The 16,395-nt window shown below is 29.8% G+C and carries 10 protein-coding genes; 1 reads left to right on the plus strand and 9 read right to left on the minus strand.

The features are described from left to right. Positions 1-8: 8 nt before the first annotated feature. The 8 genes from JJC02_13490 to JJC02_13525 form a co-directional block, all read right to left on the minus strand. A complete protein-coding gene (locus JJC02_13490; GenBank protein UDN53903.1) occupies positions 9-1,715 on the minus strand; it encodes a phospho-sugar mutase in 1,707 nt (568 codons plus the stop codon). A 45-nt stretch (positions 1,716-1,760) separates the two neighbouring features. Next, a complete protein-coding gene (gene murJ / locus JJC02_13495; protein ID UDN53904.1) occupies positions 1,761-3,317 on the minus strand; it encodes a murein biosynthesis integral membrane protein MurJ in 1,557 nt (518 codons plus the stop codon). Positions 3,318-3,431: 114 nt separating this feature from the next. Then, positions 3,432-4,487, minus strand: a complete 1,056-nt coding sequence (locus tag JJC02_13500; protein ID UDN53905.1) for a cell wall-binding protein Cwp7 — start codon at positions 4,485-4,487, stop codon at positions 3,432-3,434. A gap of 94 nt (positions 4,488-4,581) precedes the next feature. Next, the gene (locus tag JJC02_13505) at positions 4,582-5,268 is read right to left on the minus strand and encodes a sugar transferase (protein UDN53906.1); all 687 of its coding nucleotides are present in this window, start codon (positions 5,266-5,268) and stop codon (positions 4,582-4,584) included. 213 nt (positions 5,269-5,481) lie between these two features. Next, complete coding sequence (locus tag JJC02_13510) at positions 5,482-7,503, minus strand: N-acetylmuramoyl-L-alanine amidase (GenBank protein UDN53907.1); 2,022 nt, start codon at positions 7,501-7,503, stop codon at positions 5,482-5,484. A 255-nt stretch (positions 7,504-7,758) separates the two neighbouring features. After that, positions 7,759-9,120 carry a DUF5009 domain-containing protein gene (locus JJC02_13515; GenBank protein ID UDN53908.1) on the minus strand — a complete coding sequence of 454 codons (1,362 nt, stop codon included), beginning with the start codon at positions 9,118-9,120 and terminating at the stop codon, positions 7,759-7,761. Positions 9,121-9,253: 133 nt separating this feature from the next. Continuing rightward, positions 9,254-10,831 (minus strand): cell wall-binding protein Cwp5, encoded by a 1,578-nt coding sequence (locus tag JJC02_13520; GenBank protein ID UDN53909.1) that lies wholly within the window; start codon positions 10,829-10,831, stop codon positions 9,254-9,256. Positions 10,832-11,146: 315 nt separating this feature from the next. Beyond that, positions 11,147-13,558 carry a cell wall-binding cysteine protease Cwp84 gene (locus tag JJC02_13525; protein ID UDN53910.1) on the minus strand — a complete coding sequence of 804 codons (2,412 nt, stop codon included), beginning with the start codon at positions 13,556-13,558 and terminating at the stop codon, positions 11,147-11,149. 231 nt (positions 13,559-13,789) lie between these two features. Between JJC02_13525 and JJC02_13530 the strand changes: the two genes are divergently transcribed. Continuing rightward, a complete protein-coding gene (locus JJC02_13530; protein UDN53911.1) occupies positions 13,790-14,197 on the plus strand; it encodes a GtrA family protein in 408 nt (135 codons plus the stop codon). A gap of 43 nt (positions 14,198-14,240) precedes the next feature. Here the strand turns inward: JJC02_13530 and JJC02_13535 are convergent, their stop codons facing one another. Next, positions 14,241-16,373, minus strand: coding sequence for a cell wall-binding repeat-containing protein (locus JJC02_13535; protein ID UDN53912.1), 2,133 nt, complete (start codon positions 16,371-16,373; stop codon positions 14,241-14,243). Positions 16,374-16,395: the final 22 nt, after the last annotated feature.

A 16,395-nucleotide genomic window follows, 5' to 3' on the forward strand; every position in this document is an offset into this window, starting at 1 on the left:
TTAGCTTCTTATATAGAATCCACTACATTTAATATATAAGATATTAAATTTTTTAATTTAAATTCTACATCTTCTTGGTTGTCTGAATTTGCTCCAAAGTAAAATTTAATTTTAGGTTCTGTACCTGAAGGTCTTATAGCTATCCAAGAGCCATCTTCAAGTAAAAATTTAAGTACATCTGATTTAGGTAAATCATCAACACCATCTTTATAATCTAAAATCTTATCTACTTTTATATCAGCCACATTATCTATTTTAACACTTCTAAAGTAAAGCATCATCTCTTTTATTTTTTTTATTCCATCTATACCTTTTAAAGTCACTGACTTTAAGACCTCTTTGTAGTATCCAAATTTATTATATGTATCTATCAAAGCTTCATACAAGTTCATACCTTTTGAAAAGTAGTATGCTGCCATTTCACATATCATAAGTGAAGATACAACACCATCTTTATCTCTAGCATGAGTTCCAATTAAGTAACCATAGCTTTCCTCATACCCCATTATAAAGCTTCTATCATTATTTTCTTCAAACGATTTTATTTTTTCTCCTATAAACTTGAATCCTGTTAAAGTATTTAAACAATCTACATTATAAGCCTTTGCTATTTTGGCACCTAGTTCTGATGTAACTATAGTTTTTATTATTGTAGGATTGTTTTTAGGAAGTTTATTTTCTTTGGCTAAACTCTCTAATACATATCTAACTAAAAGTGAGCCAACTTGGTTTCCATTTAAGACTACATATTCGCCACTTGAATCTTTTACAACAACTCCTACTCTGTCACAATCAGGGTCTGTTCCTATTATTAAATCAGTGCCATTACTCTTTGCCATTTCAATAGCTATATTAAACACTGACTTTTCTTCAGGATTAGGATACTTTACTGTTGAAAAATTAGAATCTGGCAATTCTTGCTCCGTAACTACCCTTACATTTTTAAAGCCACATTCATTTAAGACTCTTCTTACTGGCTTATTTCCTGTCCCATGAATAGGTGTATATATTATTTTTAACTTTTCTCCACATTCATCTATTATATTTTGTCTTAAAACTTGTTTCTTGACAGCCTTTATAAACTCATCATCTACTTCATTATCTAATATAGTTATTAAATTTTTAGATAAAGCTTCTTCAAAATCTACACTTTTAATACTACTGTAATCATCAATCTTATTAACCTCTGCTATTATAGCATTTGCCATATCTATACATATTTGACCCCCATCTGAATCATATACTTTATATCCATTGTATTCTTTAGGATTATGACTTGCTGTTATTACTATTCCCATAGCACACTTTAAATATCTAACAGCAAAAGAAAGTTCTGGTGTAGGCTTTAATTCTTCAAAAATATAAGCCTTTACACCATAGGCACTTAAAGTCTTTGCTACTTCTATACAAAACTCCCTCGACATGTATCTACTATCATGTGCTATAACTATTCCCTTTTGTTTTCCTTCTTCTCCTTGAGTCTTCATGATATAATTTAAAACTCCAAGTGTCGCACGTCTAACAGTATAAATATTGATTCTATTAGTTCCCGCTCCTATTATACCTCTTAAACCACCTGTTCCAAACTCTAAATTCTTGTAGAATCTATCTTGTATTTCTTTTTCATCGTCTTTTATGCTCAATAGCTCATTTTTCGTTTGTTCATCAAAATAAGGAGAATTTAACCACATCTCATAATTATTCTTATAATCCATATTTTCATCCTTTCTGACTCTAATTTAAAATTTCAAGGCAAATATCTATCTTTTAAGTAGTTTTTGTTTTCCTTTTTTTAAAAATTCAAAAGCTAAATCCATCTCTTCTACCTTAAATAAAACTATCAATATCGTATATACAGAAGCTCCACCTAATACTCCAGCTCCAACTGATATAATTTCTTTAATTGTTCCTGCACCTATAAATACATATAGATTACTATATATCAATAAAGTGACTACTGCCATCACACCAGATGCTACTAAACTTTTTAAACCAGTCTTTATAATTTTATCTCCTCCAAAATATCCATTTTTCTTTTTAAGAGATATAAATAATAATATAACTGTAATTATGTTAGACGTACTAGTTGATATAGCAATCCCTGCATGCCCCAGTGGTCTTATTAATATCAAATTAAGAACTATATTTATTATTAAAGCTATACTTCCATTTATCATCGGCGTCTTTGTGTCTGAAAGAGAGTAAAATGCCCTATATAAAACATCTCTTACTCCACAAGCCAGTAAGCCTAGTGAATATAATCTAAGAGCTATAGATGTAAGGTCTGTTGATAACGCATCAAATTTACCTCTTTGGAATAATATCCTAACAAGAGGTTCTGCTAATATAATAGCTCCTATAGATATAGGAAGCACCACCAATATAATGCAATTTGACGATTTTACAATAGTGCTTATAAATCCTTCTTTGTTATCTTTACCTGACATTTTTGCTAATTTAGGATATATAACTGTTATTATAGATGTAACAAATAATGCCATAACAAACTCATTTAACCTATTTGCATAGTTAAGAGCAGACAACTTACCATCTCCCAAAGTAGTTGCCAATAGCCTGTCAACAAATATATTTAACTGTCCAACAGCTACTCCTACTAACATAGGCAATACTAGGTTAACTAATTCTTTTATAGACTCATCCTTTAAATTTATATACGGCTTATACTTGTAGGACTTCTTAAATGCAAATGGAAGTTGAAATAATAGTTGACTCGCCATAGCAAATAGTGCTCCTGCTGGTAGTATCCATATATTTTTACCTGCACTTAGTGCTATTGCTGCTATTATTATAATATTATATGGAATTCCTATAAGCCCAGGAATTACAAAACTATCATTTACCTGTAAAAATGAACTAAATATTTTACTTCCACTCAGGAACAAAACTCCTGAAATCATTATTTTAGTAAATAATATTGCTGCTTGGAACTTAGCAGGGTCATTTCTAAATCCTGCTGCAAATACTGTAACAAATTGCTCTGTAAATAAAAGCCCAATAATAGCTATTACTATAGCCATTATATAGCATATATTTAAAACATTATTAGTAAATTTTAAGGCACCTTCATCTCCGAGTCTTTTCTTTGTCTCAAAGTACATAGGTATATAAGTTGTAGCAATTGCAGAGCCTATGACTGCTATGATTAAACCAGGTATATTTAATGTTAATACAAACACATCTGCATACATACCTGTCCCATAGAAATTTGCAAGTACAAGCTCTCTAAGGAAACCTAATACTTTTGAAAACATAGTGGCTGCCATAATCCACAATGCTGCTTTAGCTGTTTTTGACATTTTCTTTCTCCTTATCTAATTTAAACTCTAAAAGTAGAACTTTTAAAACTGCTTATAAACATTATTTTGACTAAGTAAATTTAACCTATGAAAAGCTTCCTTATAAATCAAAAACTATTTCGACTCATATCTAAGTGCCCTAAATGTAATCAATAGTAATAGTAGTATTAATATTATACAAGATAAGAATGTTAGATTAAATATACTCTTAAGTAGACTATAATCACCTACTGTATATCCAACTTCAACTACATCATTTATATTACTATTTTTCAAGAATTTATCTTGTGCACGACTTAAATTATCACTACAAATCAGTATTGGCATATTTTCTTTTGCTGATACTACTCCCAAAGAAATATATTCGTTTACATCAGATCTACTACCAAAGTCTAATCTAGCAGTATAGATTTTCTTTATATCTTTTTCATCATAAAACTTCTTTATTAAATCTACATTTGTACTTGACTTATTTATTTGCTTTATACCTTCTATATTTTTTAAGTTAGAATCAATCTCTGCAATAAATTCTTTTGAATCACCTAACGCATATATTTTTTCAAGGTTTTTACCTTTTAAAAAATCAATTTGTTCTTCAAAGCCTTCATCTTTAGCCCATATTATTGGCATCCCACTTTTAGCAGCATAAGAATATACAGATATGGCATTCTCTAATCCCGTAGTTGAGCTAAGTAAAAATGCTTTATCAAATCCTACTGTTCTATACATTTCTCTAGCTATCTTTAGAGATGTATCATATCTGTCTTTTCCTCTTATTCTTTCTACTTTCATTCCCATTTTTTCTATATTACGTTCAGCATCTTTAGATACTGCCTTTAAACCACCTACTATCGTAACCTTCTCTGGACCTAGTTCTTTTAAATAATTTCTAGTCACTCTACCAAGATTTTTACTCTTAGTTACAACTATTGGAGCATTTTTTGTATATGCTAAAGGTGTTGCACTTATACTATCTACAATTGAATCTTCATTTACAAGAATTACTTCTTTAGAATTCTTAAATGCTCTTTTATTTAATTCTGTTGAAATTTCTGGTATACTTCCTTCTATCAACTCTCTTTTAGGATTTGAATCTGCAAATACTCCTATAGTACTAGAAATAGAGATTAACAAAACTAACGATAATATAGTAGAAATTTTTTTAATCATAAGTTCTCATTCCTTTTCTTTTTTGTATTTTTTGACAATAAAAAAGCTCTTTTTAAAGAGCTTTTTCATTGATTAGTAATCTAATATTTTAAAATTATCTAGCTCCGTCTCCTGTCAATACTACTTTAACAGTTTTAAAGAGTATCTTAAAGTCAAGTAATATACTCCTATTTTTTATATAGTAAATATCTTCTTTAAGTTTTTCTTCAGGAGTGATTTCGTATCCACCATTTACTTGTGCCCAACCTGTAAGCCCAGGTTTTATAGCAAGCCTGTTGATAAATCCAGGTATTTCCTCATTAAATTGAACAGTAAAGTTTGGTCTCTCTGGTCTAGGGCCTATTAAGCCCATATCCCCCTTTAATATATTAAACAGCTGTGGAATCTCATCAATTCTAGTTTTCCTAATAAACTTTCCAACCTTAGTTATTCTAGGATCATCTTTTTCAGCCCATTGTGCGCCAAATTTTTCTGCGTCTGTTCTCATAGATCTTAATTTATATATATAGAATCTTCTCCCGCATTTTCCTAGTCTTTCTTGCTTATAAGTTATTGGTCCTTTGTCCTCTATTTTAATAAGAATTCCAAATATTGCTATTAAAGGTAAACCTATCACAAGCCCTATTATAGATAAGACTAAATCCATAATTCTCTGGTACAAATCAAATAAAATTGTTCCTTTTACTATGCTATAGTCAATCTCACTTGCAATTTCTTTATCTGCCCCTGGATAGCTTTTAATTTTAGGTATTTCACACTCATCATTAGTATATCCAGACATAGTTACCTCCATATTGGAATAAAAATTTTTTAATTCTTAATTTCAACTTATTTCTATCTTATTTTTGACTTATTTCTATATTATACTCAATAATGAGCAGATTATCAATACAAGAAACATCATTGTAAACAATTTGATTCTTTACAAAAATATATCATCTCTTGTTATATTTTACATTATAACAGGAGATGATATGTTTTGCTTTAATATTTTTTATTTTACTGTATCTTCTATTCCTATTCCAATTTGAGTTCCCATTGTTTTTACTTTTTCTGCAGTATTTAACTTATCCATATCACTCTTATTGTCTATAAATGCACATTCAACAAGTATTGCTGGATAGTTATTGTTTCTTAAAACATACAGGTAATCATTACCATTTGCAAGTGTTCTTGTTTTAATTCCTCTATTTTTCATGTTAAATTTTTCTAGTATTCTTTTTAAGATATTTGATGCTGCAGTCTTAGTTGTCCCACCATTCTTATCTTTTACTTTGTAATAAATTTCCACACCATTACCAGCTCCATTAGATGCATTGTAATGTATACTTGTAAATAAATCTGGCTTTATAGTATTTGATAAAGTTGTTCTTTCTCCTAAAGCCATTGTTTTATCTGTATCTCTAGTCATAACAACATTTATACCTTTTGAACGTAAATATTCAGTAGTTGCAAGTGCTGTATTAAGAGTATATTTCTTTTCTTGTGCTCCACCGTTCAGCCCACTTGTTGCTCCTGAATCAGACCCCCCATGACCTGGGTCTATCACTACAGTTTTTCCTGTTGATGTTCCTGAATTTCCATCTATTGGTGCATTGTGTTTTGATAAACTAGATGCTATAGAACTTATAACACTATCTTTCATTCCATCACCAATTTGATATATTGTTCCTGCTGTTTTTTCTGATAAGTTTGTATTATGGTATGCAGAAACATAAGTTTTTGGAGTTATAAGTATTGGAGCTTTTAATTTAGCTGCTAAAGGTCCTGCTGTTATTGAGTCAACTATTATGTCAGATTTTGCAACTAACATTGCACTCAACTCTTTATCTGGATAGAAAGTCTTAATTACCTTTGCATTTGTTTCATGTCTATCTGCTCCAGAAACTCTATTTTTTGAAGTGCCATTTTTTGCTATTTTAGATATTTGGTCTATAATTTTTGATGATAAACTTTGACTACCACCTATGTAATAAACTTCTTCTAAACCTTGTGAAGATAACCAATCATATGTACCTTGTGGTACAGAGTCTTTATTAGATAATATTATAGGTTGTTGGTCTTCACCTGCTTTTGGTGAAATATTAAGAGCATCATATTCACCAGCATAACCATTTGCTATGTATATTTTATTAACATCATGATACTTATCTATTTCTTTTGCTATAAGTAAAGATGTTTCATGTCTATCAACCCCACCAATACGAGTTACATTTACATTCACAGCAGATTTAATTTGAGACACTGCCTTTTGTGAAACTGAACCATCATCACCTATGATTATTACATCACTTGGATTTAGACGTTTTAATTCTTCTTTTGTGCTTTCTGGTATATCATCCTTATTTGCAAGTAATATTGGTGCATCATAAGTAGATGCAAGTGGAGTAGCTGTGATTCCATCTGCTGCTAGTTCTCCATTAACTATTACAACTTTACTGGCTCCATCTTTCCAACCTTGTTTACTTATCTCAACAGCAGTTTCAAATCTAGTAGCTCCAGCAAGTTTTTTTACTGGTGCAGAAGTTTTTCTCATATATTCATTTACTGCTTTTGTTGAATTTACATCACTTATTATAAATTCTTGTGTTACATCATAATCCTTAAGATTTAATCCCATAGACTCTAAGTCTTCTTTATTTAAAACCTTCTGTTCATCTTTACCATTTACTTTTATGCTTTGAAGTTCCCATACATTTAAATATTCTGGGTCTTTGTTATAGTTTATTACACCTTCATATGTATCTGTCTTCTCATTATAATTTAGAGTAGCTTCAAGTGGCATATCATAACACATAAAATTTAATGTTATTGAATCAGCATTTAATTTTTCTTTAAATTTTACACTTGCACTCGATTTACTTCCTAACACTACACTTTTTCTTTGTAAATTTATATTAATATCTGAATTAGATTCTGTATTTGCAGTAGTATTTTCCGCTGCTAAAGCTACGTTTGGTGCCACCATTGCTACAGACAACATTCCTGTTGCCAATAATTTTGTTGTTTTTTTCATCATATCCCCCCTAATTTTTTTGGACCTTTAAATCTCTAAATCTTTTTTAATACATCTTAAGCTTGCTTTATATTACATAAATTCAATATTATGTAAATCTTTTTTCATTATAGCACAAAAAATTACAAATTGTAAACTTTTTGTAATCTTTTATGGCATGCTTTTTAAATTTTATCGAGGAGAAATTTTGATTATATTTGATAGTTTCTGTATATTTGAACAAAACAAAGGAATTCTTGTCTAGAAAATATTACACTAAATTTTGATAAATATTTTTTTCTTATACATAATAGACATTACTATAACCCAGAATAAGACGTATAGTAAAGAAAATACAAGAGAATCCCAAGTTGTACCTACCCAAGGTGTTATAAGTTCATATGTAGTCCACTCTACCAAGGTAGTTGGATAATCGACTTTATCTGTAAGTTTTGGAACATTCCAAAAAACATGGCTTAATATCTCGAGACACATATATGTAAAAATGGGACTACTTCCAAGTGCTATTATTGGGGTAAATATTTTACTTTTATTTCTAATGTCACATATAAAGTAAAATATTGACAGTAATATACCATAACTTCCAGCCATTAAAAGTACAAATGAACTAGACCATAACCTTTTATTAAATGGAAAGTATTGATTAAATATAAAAGCACCTATTAGTAAAATTATACTCATAACTAATATTTTAAAAAATTTTTTATATTCTCCTATACTTTCTTTTAAAAGAACACATCCCATAGTACATCCCAACATTCCTGAAGAAATTGCTACTATACTAGTTAAAAAGCCATCTGGTTCAAACTCTGGTTTATACAAATGCCCTTTAAAGAAATGTAAATCCACTAATTGTGCAAGAGAACCTTCTAGCTCAAACCCATAAGGTTTTGCTAATATATAGTACCCCACTATTATCAATGCAGATATACATAAGAAAGTAATTATAGTTGCAGTACTTCCTACATTTAGCTTTTTTAGCAGTAAATACACTAGACTAGTTACAAGGTATACTAGTCCCATACGTTGAAGCACTCCAAGTATTCTTACAGTATTTAAGTCATGATTTCCTAGGTAATTTAAGAAAAATCCAAACAACATTAGTAAAATACTTCTCTTAAATATACTTAGTATTATTTGTATTGTAGATTTATTATTCTTTAGTTTACTGTTTATTGATATTGGAATTGTAACACCTAAGGATATAACAAAAAAAGGAAATGCAAAGTCTGCAAGTGTTACACCATGCCATATAGCATGTCTTAGTTGAGGATACATTCTCATCCAAGTACCAGGATTATTACAAACTATCATGAGGGCTATTGATAGCCCTCTTATTATATCTATTGATTTAACTCTGCTATTCATAAGTTTAGAATCTACACTATTATTTGAAATTTTATTGCTATTGCTATTGCTATTGCTATTGCTATTGCTATTGCTATTGCTATTGCTATTGCTATTGCTATTGCTATTGCTATTGCTATTGCTATTGCTATTGCTATTGCTATTGCTATTGCTATTGCTATTGCTATTGCTATTTAGATTATTTTTCTTTATTCTAGTTTTGTCAATACTTTTATGTATTTTTTTGTTACATTCAATTCCGCTCCCCATGTTACCTCCCAAAAATTTATTTAAACATATATTGAACTATATATTTAGCTATAAGCCTATTTATCTATAAATATATTTAAATATACATCTTAGATATAATTCCAACACACAGTTCACTTAAATATACATATTTTTAGCTAAGGAATTTCTTTAGAAATCCAAGCTTATCTAGTATATCTTGTATTTTATTGATTTTTTGGCTTATAGAATCTATAGCTTTTTCAATTGAATCGACCTTAGCCTCTAAATCCTCAAGCTGATTAACTTTTTTATCTATAGTACCATTATTAGTTATATCACTATTAGATGAATTATCTATAAGCTTTCCTATATATCCATCATTAATTAACTTTGTATCATTGGCAGAAGCTAATATCATCATTGTTTCTATATCTGAATTTCTAGTATTTTCTATAACTCTACCATTTTTGTCACGAACTGACAATATAGTTATTGTATCATGATTATTAAATCCACCTTCTCCAATATTTCTAACTATAACATTTACCAAAGTAGCATAGTTATTTACTTCACCATTAGGCATATCTATTGTAATAGTTTTTAAGCAATCCCTATTTATATTCACAGTTATTGGTTTATTTGTTACCATCCTAAAAGCTTCATTTACAGTATCTTCTTTGGGGCTAAAGTTAATAATGTCATTAGGACTTGCGATATTCATCATATCAGTTAATTCCTCAACTGTTTTGGCTTCAAATACAGTTTTTTCTTGTAAACTCTTAATCTCGTCAAAAGCCTCTTCATTTCCACTTCCACCTACCTGCGTTATAATACTTAATTTTTTAGTACTAAGTATATCTCTCTGTTTTGTATTTAATTTATCACCAACCAAAACAACAGGAGATTCATTTTTTGCAGCCAACACTCCAACTGCTAACGAGTCTATTAATTGATTTTCATTTTTGCTACCATCCTTAGTCACATATAGATTGCTTAAATTCGTATCAGAATAAAACTTTTCTATAACTTTAGCATTAGTCTCATTTCTATCCTTTCCACTCAATCTTTCTGCATTAGGAAGGCTCTTTTCCACAGCTCTTGAAACAGAATTCGTACCTCCAATTACATATGCTTTTATAACTTTCTCATCTCTTATAAATTTATCAAAGGCTTCTACCCCATCCTGAGGGCTAGATAAAATTATAGGCATCTTATTTTGAGCTGCTGGTGCTCCAACGCTAACAGCATCACTCAACCCTTTTTCACCATTTACCACAGCAACTTCCTTAATATCTTTTATATCCTTAAGCTTATTAGCCAAAATCAGTGAAGTTTCATATCTGTCCTTACCATTAATTCTTTCTACATTAAGTCCCTCACTTTTTAATTTGCTCTCTATATCTTTATTAAGTACAGCAGTACCACCTATTAAATAAATATCTTTAGCTCCTAAACGCTTTATCTCTTTTTCAGTTCTATCATCTAGTTTATCACTTTCTGTCAAAAGTATTGGTGCTCCTTTAGCTTTTGCAAATGGTGTAGCTGAAAGTGCATCAGCTAATGAATTATCATTAACCAACACAACATTATTACTAGAGCCGTATGCCTTTTGACTTATCTTTACAGCAGTTTCGTATCTACCATTACCTATTAGTTTTTCCTCTGTAAGTGCATATGATGGTATTATAGAAATGCTACTTAAAGTAAGCGCTATTGTCAGTATTGTTAAAATAGTTTTTGGTGCTTTCATTATTATTCCCCCTTATTTTGTTTAAAATCTTACTATATTTATATTATAAAATATCTTTACACTATTTTACAGTTTAAAATTATTACATTTTTCTCAATAAAAAATATGCTGTCTTAAAATAGATATACGCTCTTTCTCATTGTTGAAATGATGAAAATATATTTAATTTCATACAAAAAAGAGTGCCTCATGAACTAAAAAGTTCATTTTAGGGCACTCCATTTTAAGGCACTCCATTTTTGCTATTTCATATTTATAAACTTTTATTAAAATATTTTAATAATAAAACATATCGATTTATTATCTTTCTATTCACTATTTCCCTAAAAGAGTATTTAGTTCATTAAAAGCACTTTCATTTCCATTTCCACCAACTCTAATAGGAGTTTCTATTTTCTTAGACTTAAGTACAGTTTTTTGACTTTCCTCTAACTTATTCCCAACTAGAACTACTGGTGAATCAGTTTTAGCCCCTAATGCTCCTACTGCTAGCCCATCTATCAAGTCTCCTTGACTCTTTGAACCATCTTTAACAACAAAAGCATATTTTAAATCTGAACTAGTATAGAATTTATCTATTATCTTAGCATTAGTTTCATTTCTATTACTTCCTGCAAGTCTTGTTGGATTTGAAAGCTTACTTTCTAAATTTGATGATAAAGTAGCTGTACCACCAATTATATAAGACTTAGTTATTTTTGATGAATTTAAAAATTCATCAGCACCTTGTAACTCACTCTTTTCATTAGTAAGTATTATTGGCATATTATTATCAGCAGCTGCTGCACCAACACTTATTGCATCTGGAAGTCCATTTACACCATTTGCCACTGCAACTTGTGAAACAGATTTTATACTGTTTAGCTTTTGAGCTAGAGATATACTAGTCTTATATCTATCGCTACCTGAAATTCTTTCTACTGATATACCCATATTGCTAAGTTGAGTTTGTACATTCTTACTTAAAGAATCTTCTCCACCTATTAGATAAACTTTTTTAGTTCCTAATCTTTGTAACTCTGCCTTAGTTTTTGAATCTAAGTTATCTTTTCCTGTTAAAAGAATTGGAGAGTCGATTGCTGCTGTAAATGGAGTTGCTGTTAAAGCATCCACTATTACGTTTCCATTTACTAATACTGCATTTTGTGAAGAACTCCATCCTTTTTGACTAACTTTAACTGCTGTTTCATACCTATCTGCTCCAGTTAAAGATTCTCCTGAAGTAGCTTGTCCAGAAGATGTTTTTGTTATAGCTTTTATAACAAAGTTACAAGGAGAAAATTCACTATATGTATTTATATCTTCAAATTTATTATTTTGAAGTATATAACTTTCACCTAAGTTTGCTTTAGCTTCATATAGATAGTATCCATCTATGTCAGTTTCATATGCTAAAGTTGATTTTTCTCTATTAGGATTTGCTGTGTTGTCTATAACTACTACTATTGCCCCTTTACCTTTTGGTAAGCTGTAAGAATTAGTAGGTACATTTATGTATCCAGAATATGATACTGTTCCATTTGCAAGTTTTGTCATTGAGTTATTTTGAGGAACTCCATTTACTACTGGTGCATAATATACTTCATATTTTGCTCCTACAGAGTCTGTTTCAAACATAACAGAGTCAAGTTTTTCAGAGTCTCTGTTAAAATCAAACACATTTGCTGCTGTTACTTTATTTGACATTATCTTGCTAAGACCAGCATACTCAAGTTGATACATTTTTTTATCACTATCTGGTTTTGATACTGATTTCATTGCATAGTTATCTGTATCTTTTAAAAGAGTTTTGTCTTCATAAGAAATCCAGAAGAATCCTTTCATAGAATTGAACTCTCCCCAACTGCTTTTTACCAACCATGCTCCATTTGATTCTGGTTTTACATCAGATGCAAAATTATCTTTTGAATAATTATCATCCCATCCTACTATCGCTACAGAGTGATTCAAAGGCACACTTCTATCATTACAATTATATGCTGTTTCATCATCATTAAAATATCTTGAATAATGTGCATATCCAGATGTCACTGCACCATACTGCATTATAGCATTTTTTACAGTTTCCTTATCTTTATTAAGACGAACAACATCTGTTACATTAAATTGTGTAGATGCAGTATCCATATTTGAAGGTCTAGTTGCACCTTGCACCTCAGATTTAAGATTATATGGTATATCCTTTTCTAACTTAGGACCTGCCCATGCAGTCAGATATCCTATAGCTGTTACATTTGAACTACCTGACATATCATCTACATTCCATCCATGTGTTCCACCAGTTGACCACCATCTAAAGTGCTCTTCTGAAAGGTCATATGTTCCATAGCCTTTTAGCTTTAGGTATGACTCTAAAGTTGACATACTAGAAAATGCCCAACATGTGTTAAGGTCTCCCTGATTTTTTGCTGGTGTAGTCAATCCTAAATTCATTGGATTGTATGATGCACTTGATTTGTATGATGATGGAAGAGTGCTTCTTCCCTTATTGTGAAGTATTGTACCTTCCATTTCATGCGGAACTGGTATTACTCCATTATATTTGGCTGTGTCTCCATTTTTGACATCTTCTAGATATTGAAGATAACTTTCAGAGTACTCTGCAGTTTCTACTCCATTCAGAGTTTTATTGTTTTCTGCTGAGACAGGTATTGTTGACACTATTAAAAAACAAACTGTCAACAATGCCAGTAGCTTTGACAATTTTTTTGATTTATACTTTTTCATGTTTACCCCCTTATATGTATTTAATTTTTATTATATCAGATTTCTAAATCAAGGTCATATTTTATTTTGATAAAATATGTATTATGAGTGCATATTAATTGTATAATGTTATCATTTTATTTTTTATGATATTTTATATTCTGTCGATTTATTAATTAATTGATATGTTATACTAAAATATGTTAGAATCTTCAAGAGTAGTTATATTTGATTAGTTTAGGAGGGTTATATTTGATTTTTAAAAAACATAAAGAGACAATATTATATTTATTTTTTGGAGCATTTACTACCCTTGTAAATATAGTTTCTTATTTATTTTTTACTAGAGTTATTTTATTTAATTTTATGATTGCAAATGCTTTGGCATGGATACTTGCTGTTTTATTTGCTTATGTTACTAATAAGTTTTTTGTGTTTGAAAGTAAAATAACCGAACTAAGGTTTTTATTTAAGGAATTTTTGTCTTTTGTTAGTTTTAGATTACTTTCTGGGATTATAGAAATGTTTATTATGTATGTAATGATTGATTTACTTTTTGTAAATGATATTATAGTGAAAATATTTACTAATGTAGTTGTTATAGTTTTAAATTATTTATTTAGTAAGATGATAATTTTTAGGAAACAAAAAACAGACTAATCAATTAAGATACAGTCTGTTTTTATTTTTTATATTAAACATTCTATTCTACTACCTTATCACTTACTCCCCATCTAGTCACTTTATTAGTAGAATCATCTAATTCAACTAATTCTATATATTTTTCTTTTACATCATTTACATCTATCTTTACTCTATTTGTTGTAATTTCCTCCCAATCAGATATAGTGATTTTATCTCCAACATTCATTGATGCTGGCTTCTTTGATACTATTCTATAGTAAACTGTACATCCAGAATCAGAACCTGTTGCTGTTAGCTTAACATAATCTCCTTCAAACTCAGTCTCTGCCTTTAATCCTTTTGCAGTTTCTGACTTTAAATAAAAACCATCATCTATGTAGTCAGATTTTCCCCATCTAGATACTTTCTTAGTATCAGAATTTATTTCAACAGCTTCTATATAATCTCCGTTTTCTGCTTTGATAGTAAATGGTAAAACAGAAGATGGTACAGCAGTCCAGTCATCTGTATCTATTCTATCCCCAATATATAACGCAGATGGTCTACTGCTTACTACTCTATAATAAATTTTGTAATTTGTATCTTCAGGTTTAGTGAATATTTTTACACTTACATAGCCAGCTCTTGCAGGTGATAAAGGCTCTGAAGTAGGATATATTCCACTTGCTCTTTTTTCGTCCTTATCTGTATCATCAACTCTAGGTTTATTTCCACTTATTGCTGGTGCATTAATTCCACTTAGAGTGTCAATATTTCCTGAATTTTTTATTATAACACTAGTAGAATTATTTGTAACCTTACTTATATCACCTTTATTTTCTATATCTACATCTTTGGCACTACTAGATATAGTTAAAACCCATATGTCTCCATCACTTTTATTCTCTATTTTGCATCCATTTGAATCATAAACATCAACATCATTTATCTCTCCTTCATTGATAAATGTACCATTTTTTATATCCATTATTTTCACAGTTCCATCTAATGTCCCTTTATTAGTCAATTCTCCATTTGGCATATCTACAGTTATTGTTTGTGTATACAATCCTTCAAGTTCTACATTTATAGCTTTTGTAGTTTCTATACTAAATGAACTAGTAATCTTTTTATTATCATCAGGTTTAAATGTTATAACATCATTAGCATCTGCTTTTCTTAGAGCAACATCCAATTCATCTGCTGTCTTAACTCTATATATAGTTTCTTCTTGTAAATCAAGGATATCCTTCACAGCATCTTCGTTTCCATTCCCACCTACTTGTACAATATTATCAAAACTTTTAGTGTTTAATATATCATATTGGCTAGAGTCAAGTGTATTTCCTACTAATACAACTGGTGATCTATTTTTAGCTGCTAATACACCTACAGCTAGAGAATCTATTAAATCTCCCTGTTTTCTCATACCATCTTTAGTTATATACGCATTTTTTAAATCTGTATTTCTATAAAACTCTTCTACAACCTTTGCATTAGTTTCATTTCTATTATTTCCAGATAATCTTTTTACATTAGGTAAACTTTGTTCAATAGAACTGGATACAGAATATGTACCACCAATTATATAAGATTTCTTTATATTTTTACTACTAATAAAGTTATTTGCAACTTTTATTCCATTATTAGGGTCTGAAAGTATAATTGGCATATTTTCTTGTGCAGCAGCAGAACCCACACTTACTGCATCAGCTAGCCCTTTCTCTCCATTCACTACAACTATATCAGAAATACTCTTTTCTTTATCTAATCTTTCAGCTAATTTTAAAGATGTTTCATATCTACTATTGCCTGAAATTCTCTCAAAAGTCATATTTTCTGATTTTAATTGTTTTTCAATATTAGTACTTAAAGTATTCATACCTCCAATTAAGTATACATTTTTTACACCTAGTCTTTTTAATTCTGCTTTAGTTCTACTATCCAATTTATCACTTTGAGTTAATAAAATAGGTGCATCTTTCAATTTAGCAAATGGAGTTGCAGATAATGCATCAGCTATAGAATTATCATTTACTAGTATCGCATTAGTAGCCTCTTTCCACCCATTTTGGCTAATTTTTATTGCAGTTTCCCATCTACCAGAACCTACTAGACTTTCTTTTGATGAAGCATCAGCTATATTAATAGACAATGCAAAGATAAAAAAAGTGGCTGTTAAAAGTGACATTATTCTCTTTGATATTTTCATTAACTATATCCTCCTAATTTTT

The organism is Clostridioides sp. ES-S-0054-01, assembly GCA_021561035.1.
In the GTDB taxonomy this organism is placed as follows: Bacteria; Bacillota; Clostridia; order Peptostreptococcales; family Peptostreptococcaceae; genus Clostridioides.

What these genes read in the sequence shown, in the direction of transcription:
- JJC02_13490 (UDN53903.1), bottom strand. Translation starts at nt 1,715, where the DNA reads ATGGATTATAAGAATAATTATGAGATGTGGTTAAATTCTCCTTATTTT.
- JJC02_13515 (UDN53908.1), bottom strand. Translation starts at nt 9,120, where the DNA reads ATGGGGAGCGGAATTGAATGTAACAAAAAAATACATAAAAGTATTGAC.
- JJC02_13520 (UDN53909.1), bottom strand. Translation starts at nt 10,831, where the DNA reads ATGAAAGCACCAAAAACTATTTTAACAATACTGACAATAGCGCTTACT.
- JJC02_13510 (UDN53907.1), bottom strand. Translation starts at nt 7,503, where the DNA reads ATGAAAAAAACAACAAAATTATTGGCAACAGGAATGTTGTCTGTAGCA.
- JJC02_13505 (UDN53906.1), bottom strand. Translation starts at nt 5,268, where the DNA reads ATGTCTGGATATACTAATGATGAGTGTGAAATACCTAAAATTAAAAGC.
- JJC02_13500 (UDN53905.1), bottom strand. Translation starts at nt 4,487, where the DNA reads ATGATTAAAAAAATTTCTACTATATTATCGTTAGTTTTGTTAATCTCT.
- murJ (UDN53904.1), bottom strand. Translation starts at nt 3,317, where the DNA reads ATGTCAAAAACAGCTAAAGCAGCATTGTGGATTATGGCAGCCACTATG.
- JJC02_13535 (UDN53912.1), bottom strand. Translation starts at nt 16,373, where the DNA reads ATGAAAATATCAAAGAGAATAATGTCACTTTTAACAGCCACTTTTTTT.
- JJC02_13525 (UDN53910.1), bottom strand. Translation starts at nt 13,558, where the DNA reads ATGAAAAAGTATAAATCAAAAAAATTGTCAAAGCTACTGGCATTGTTG.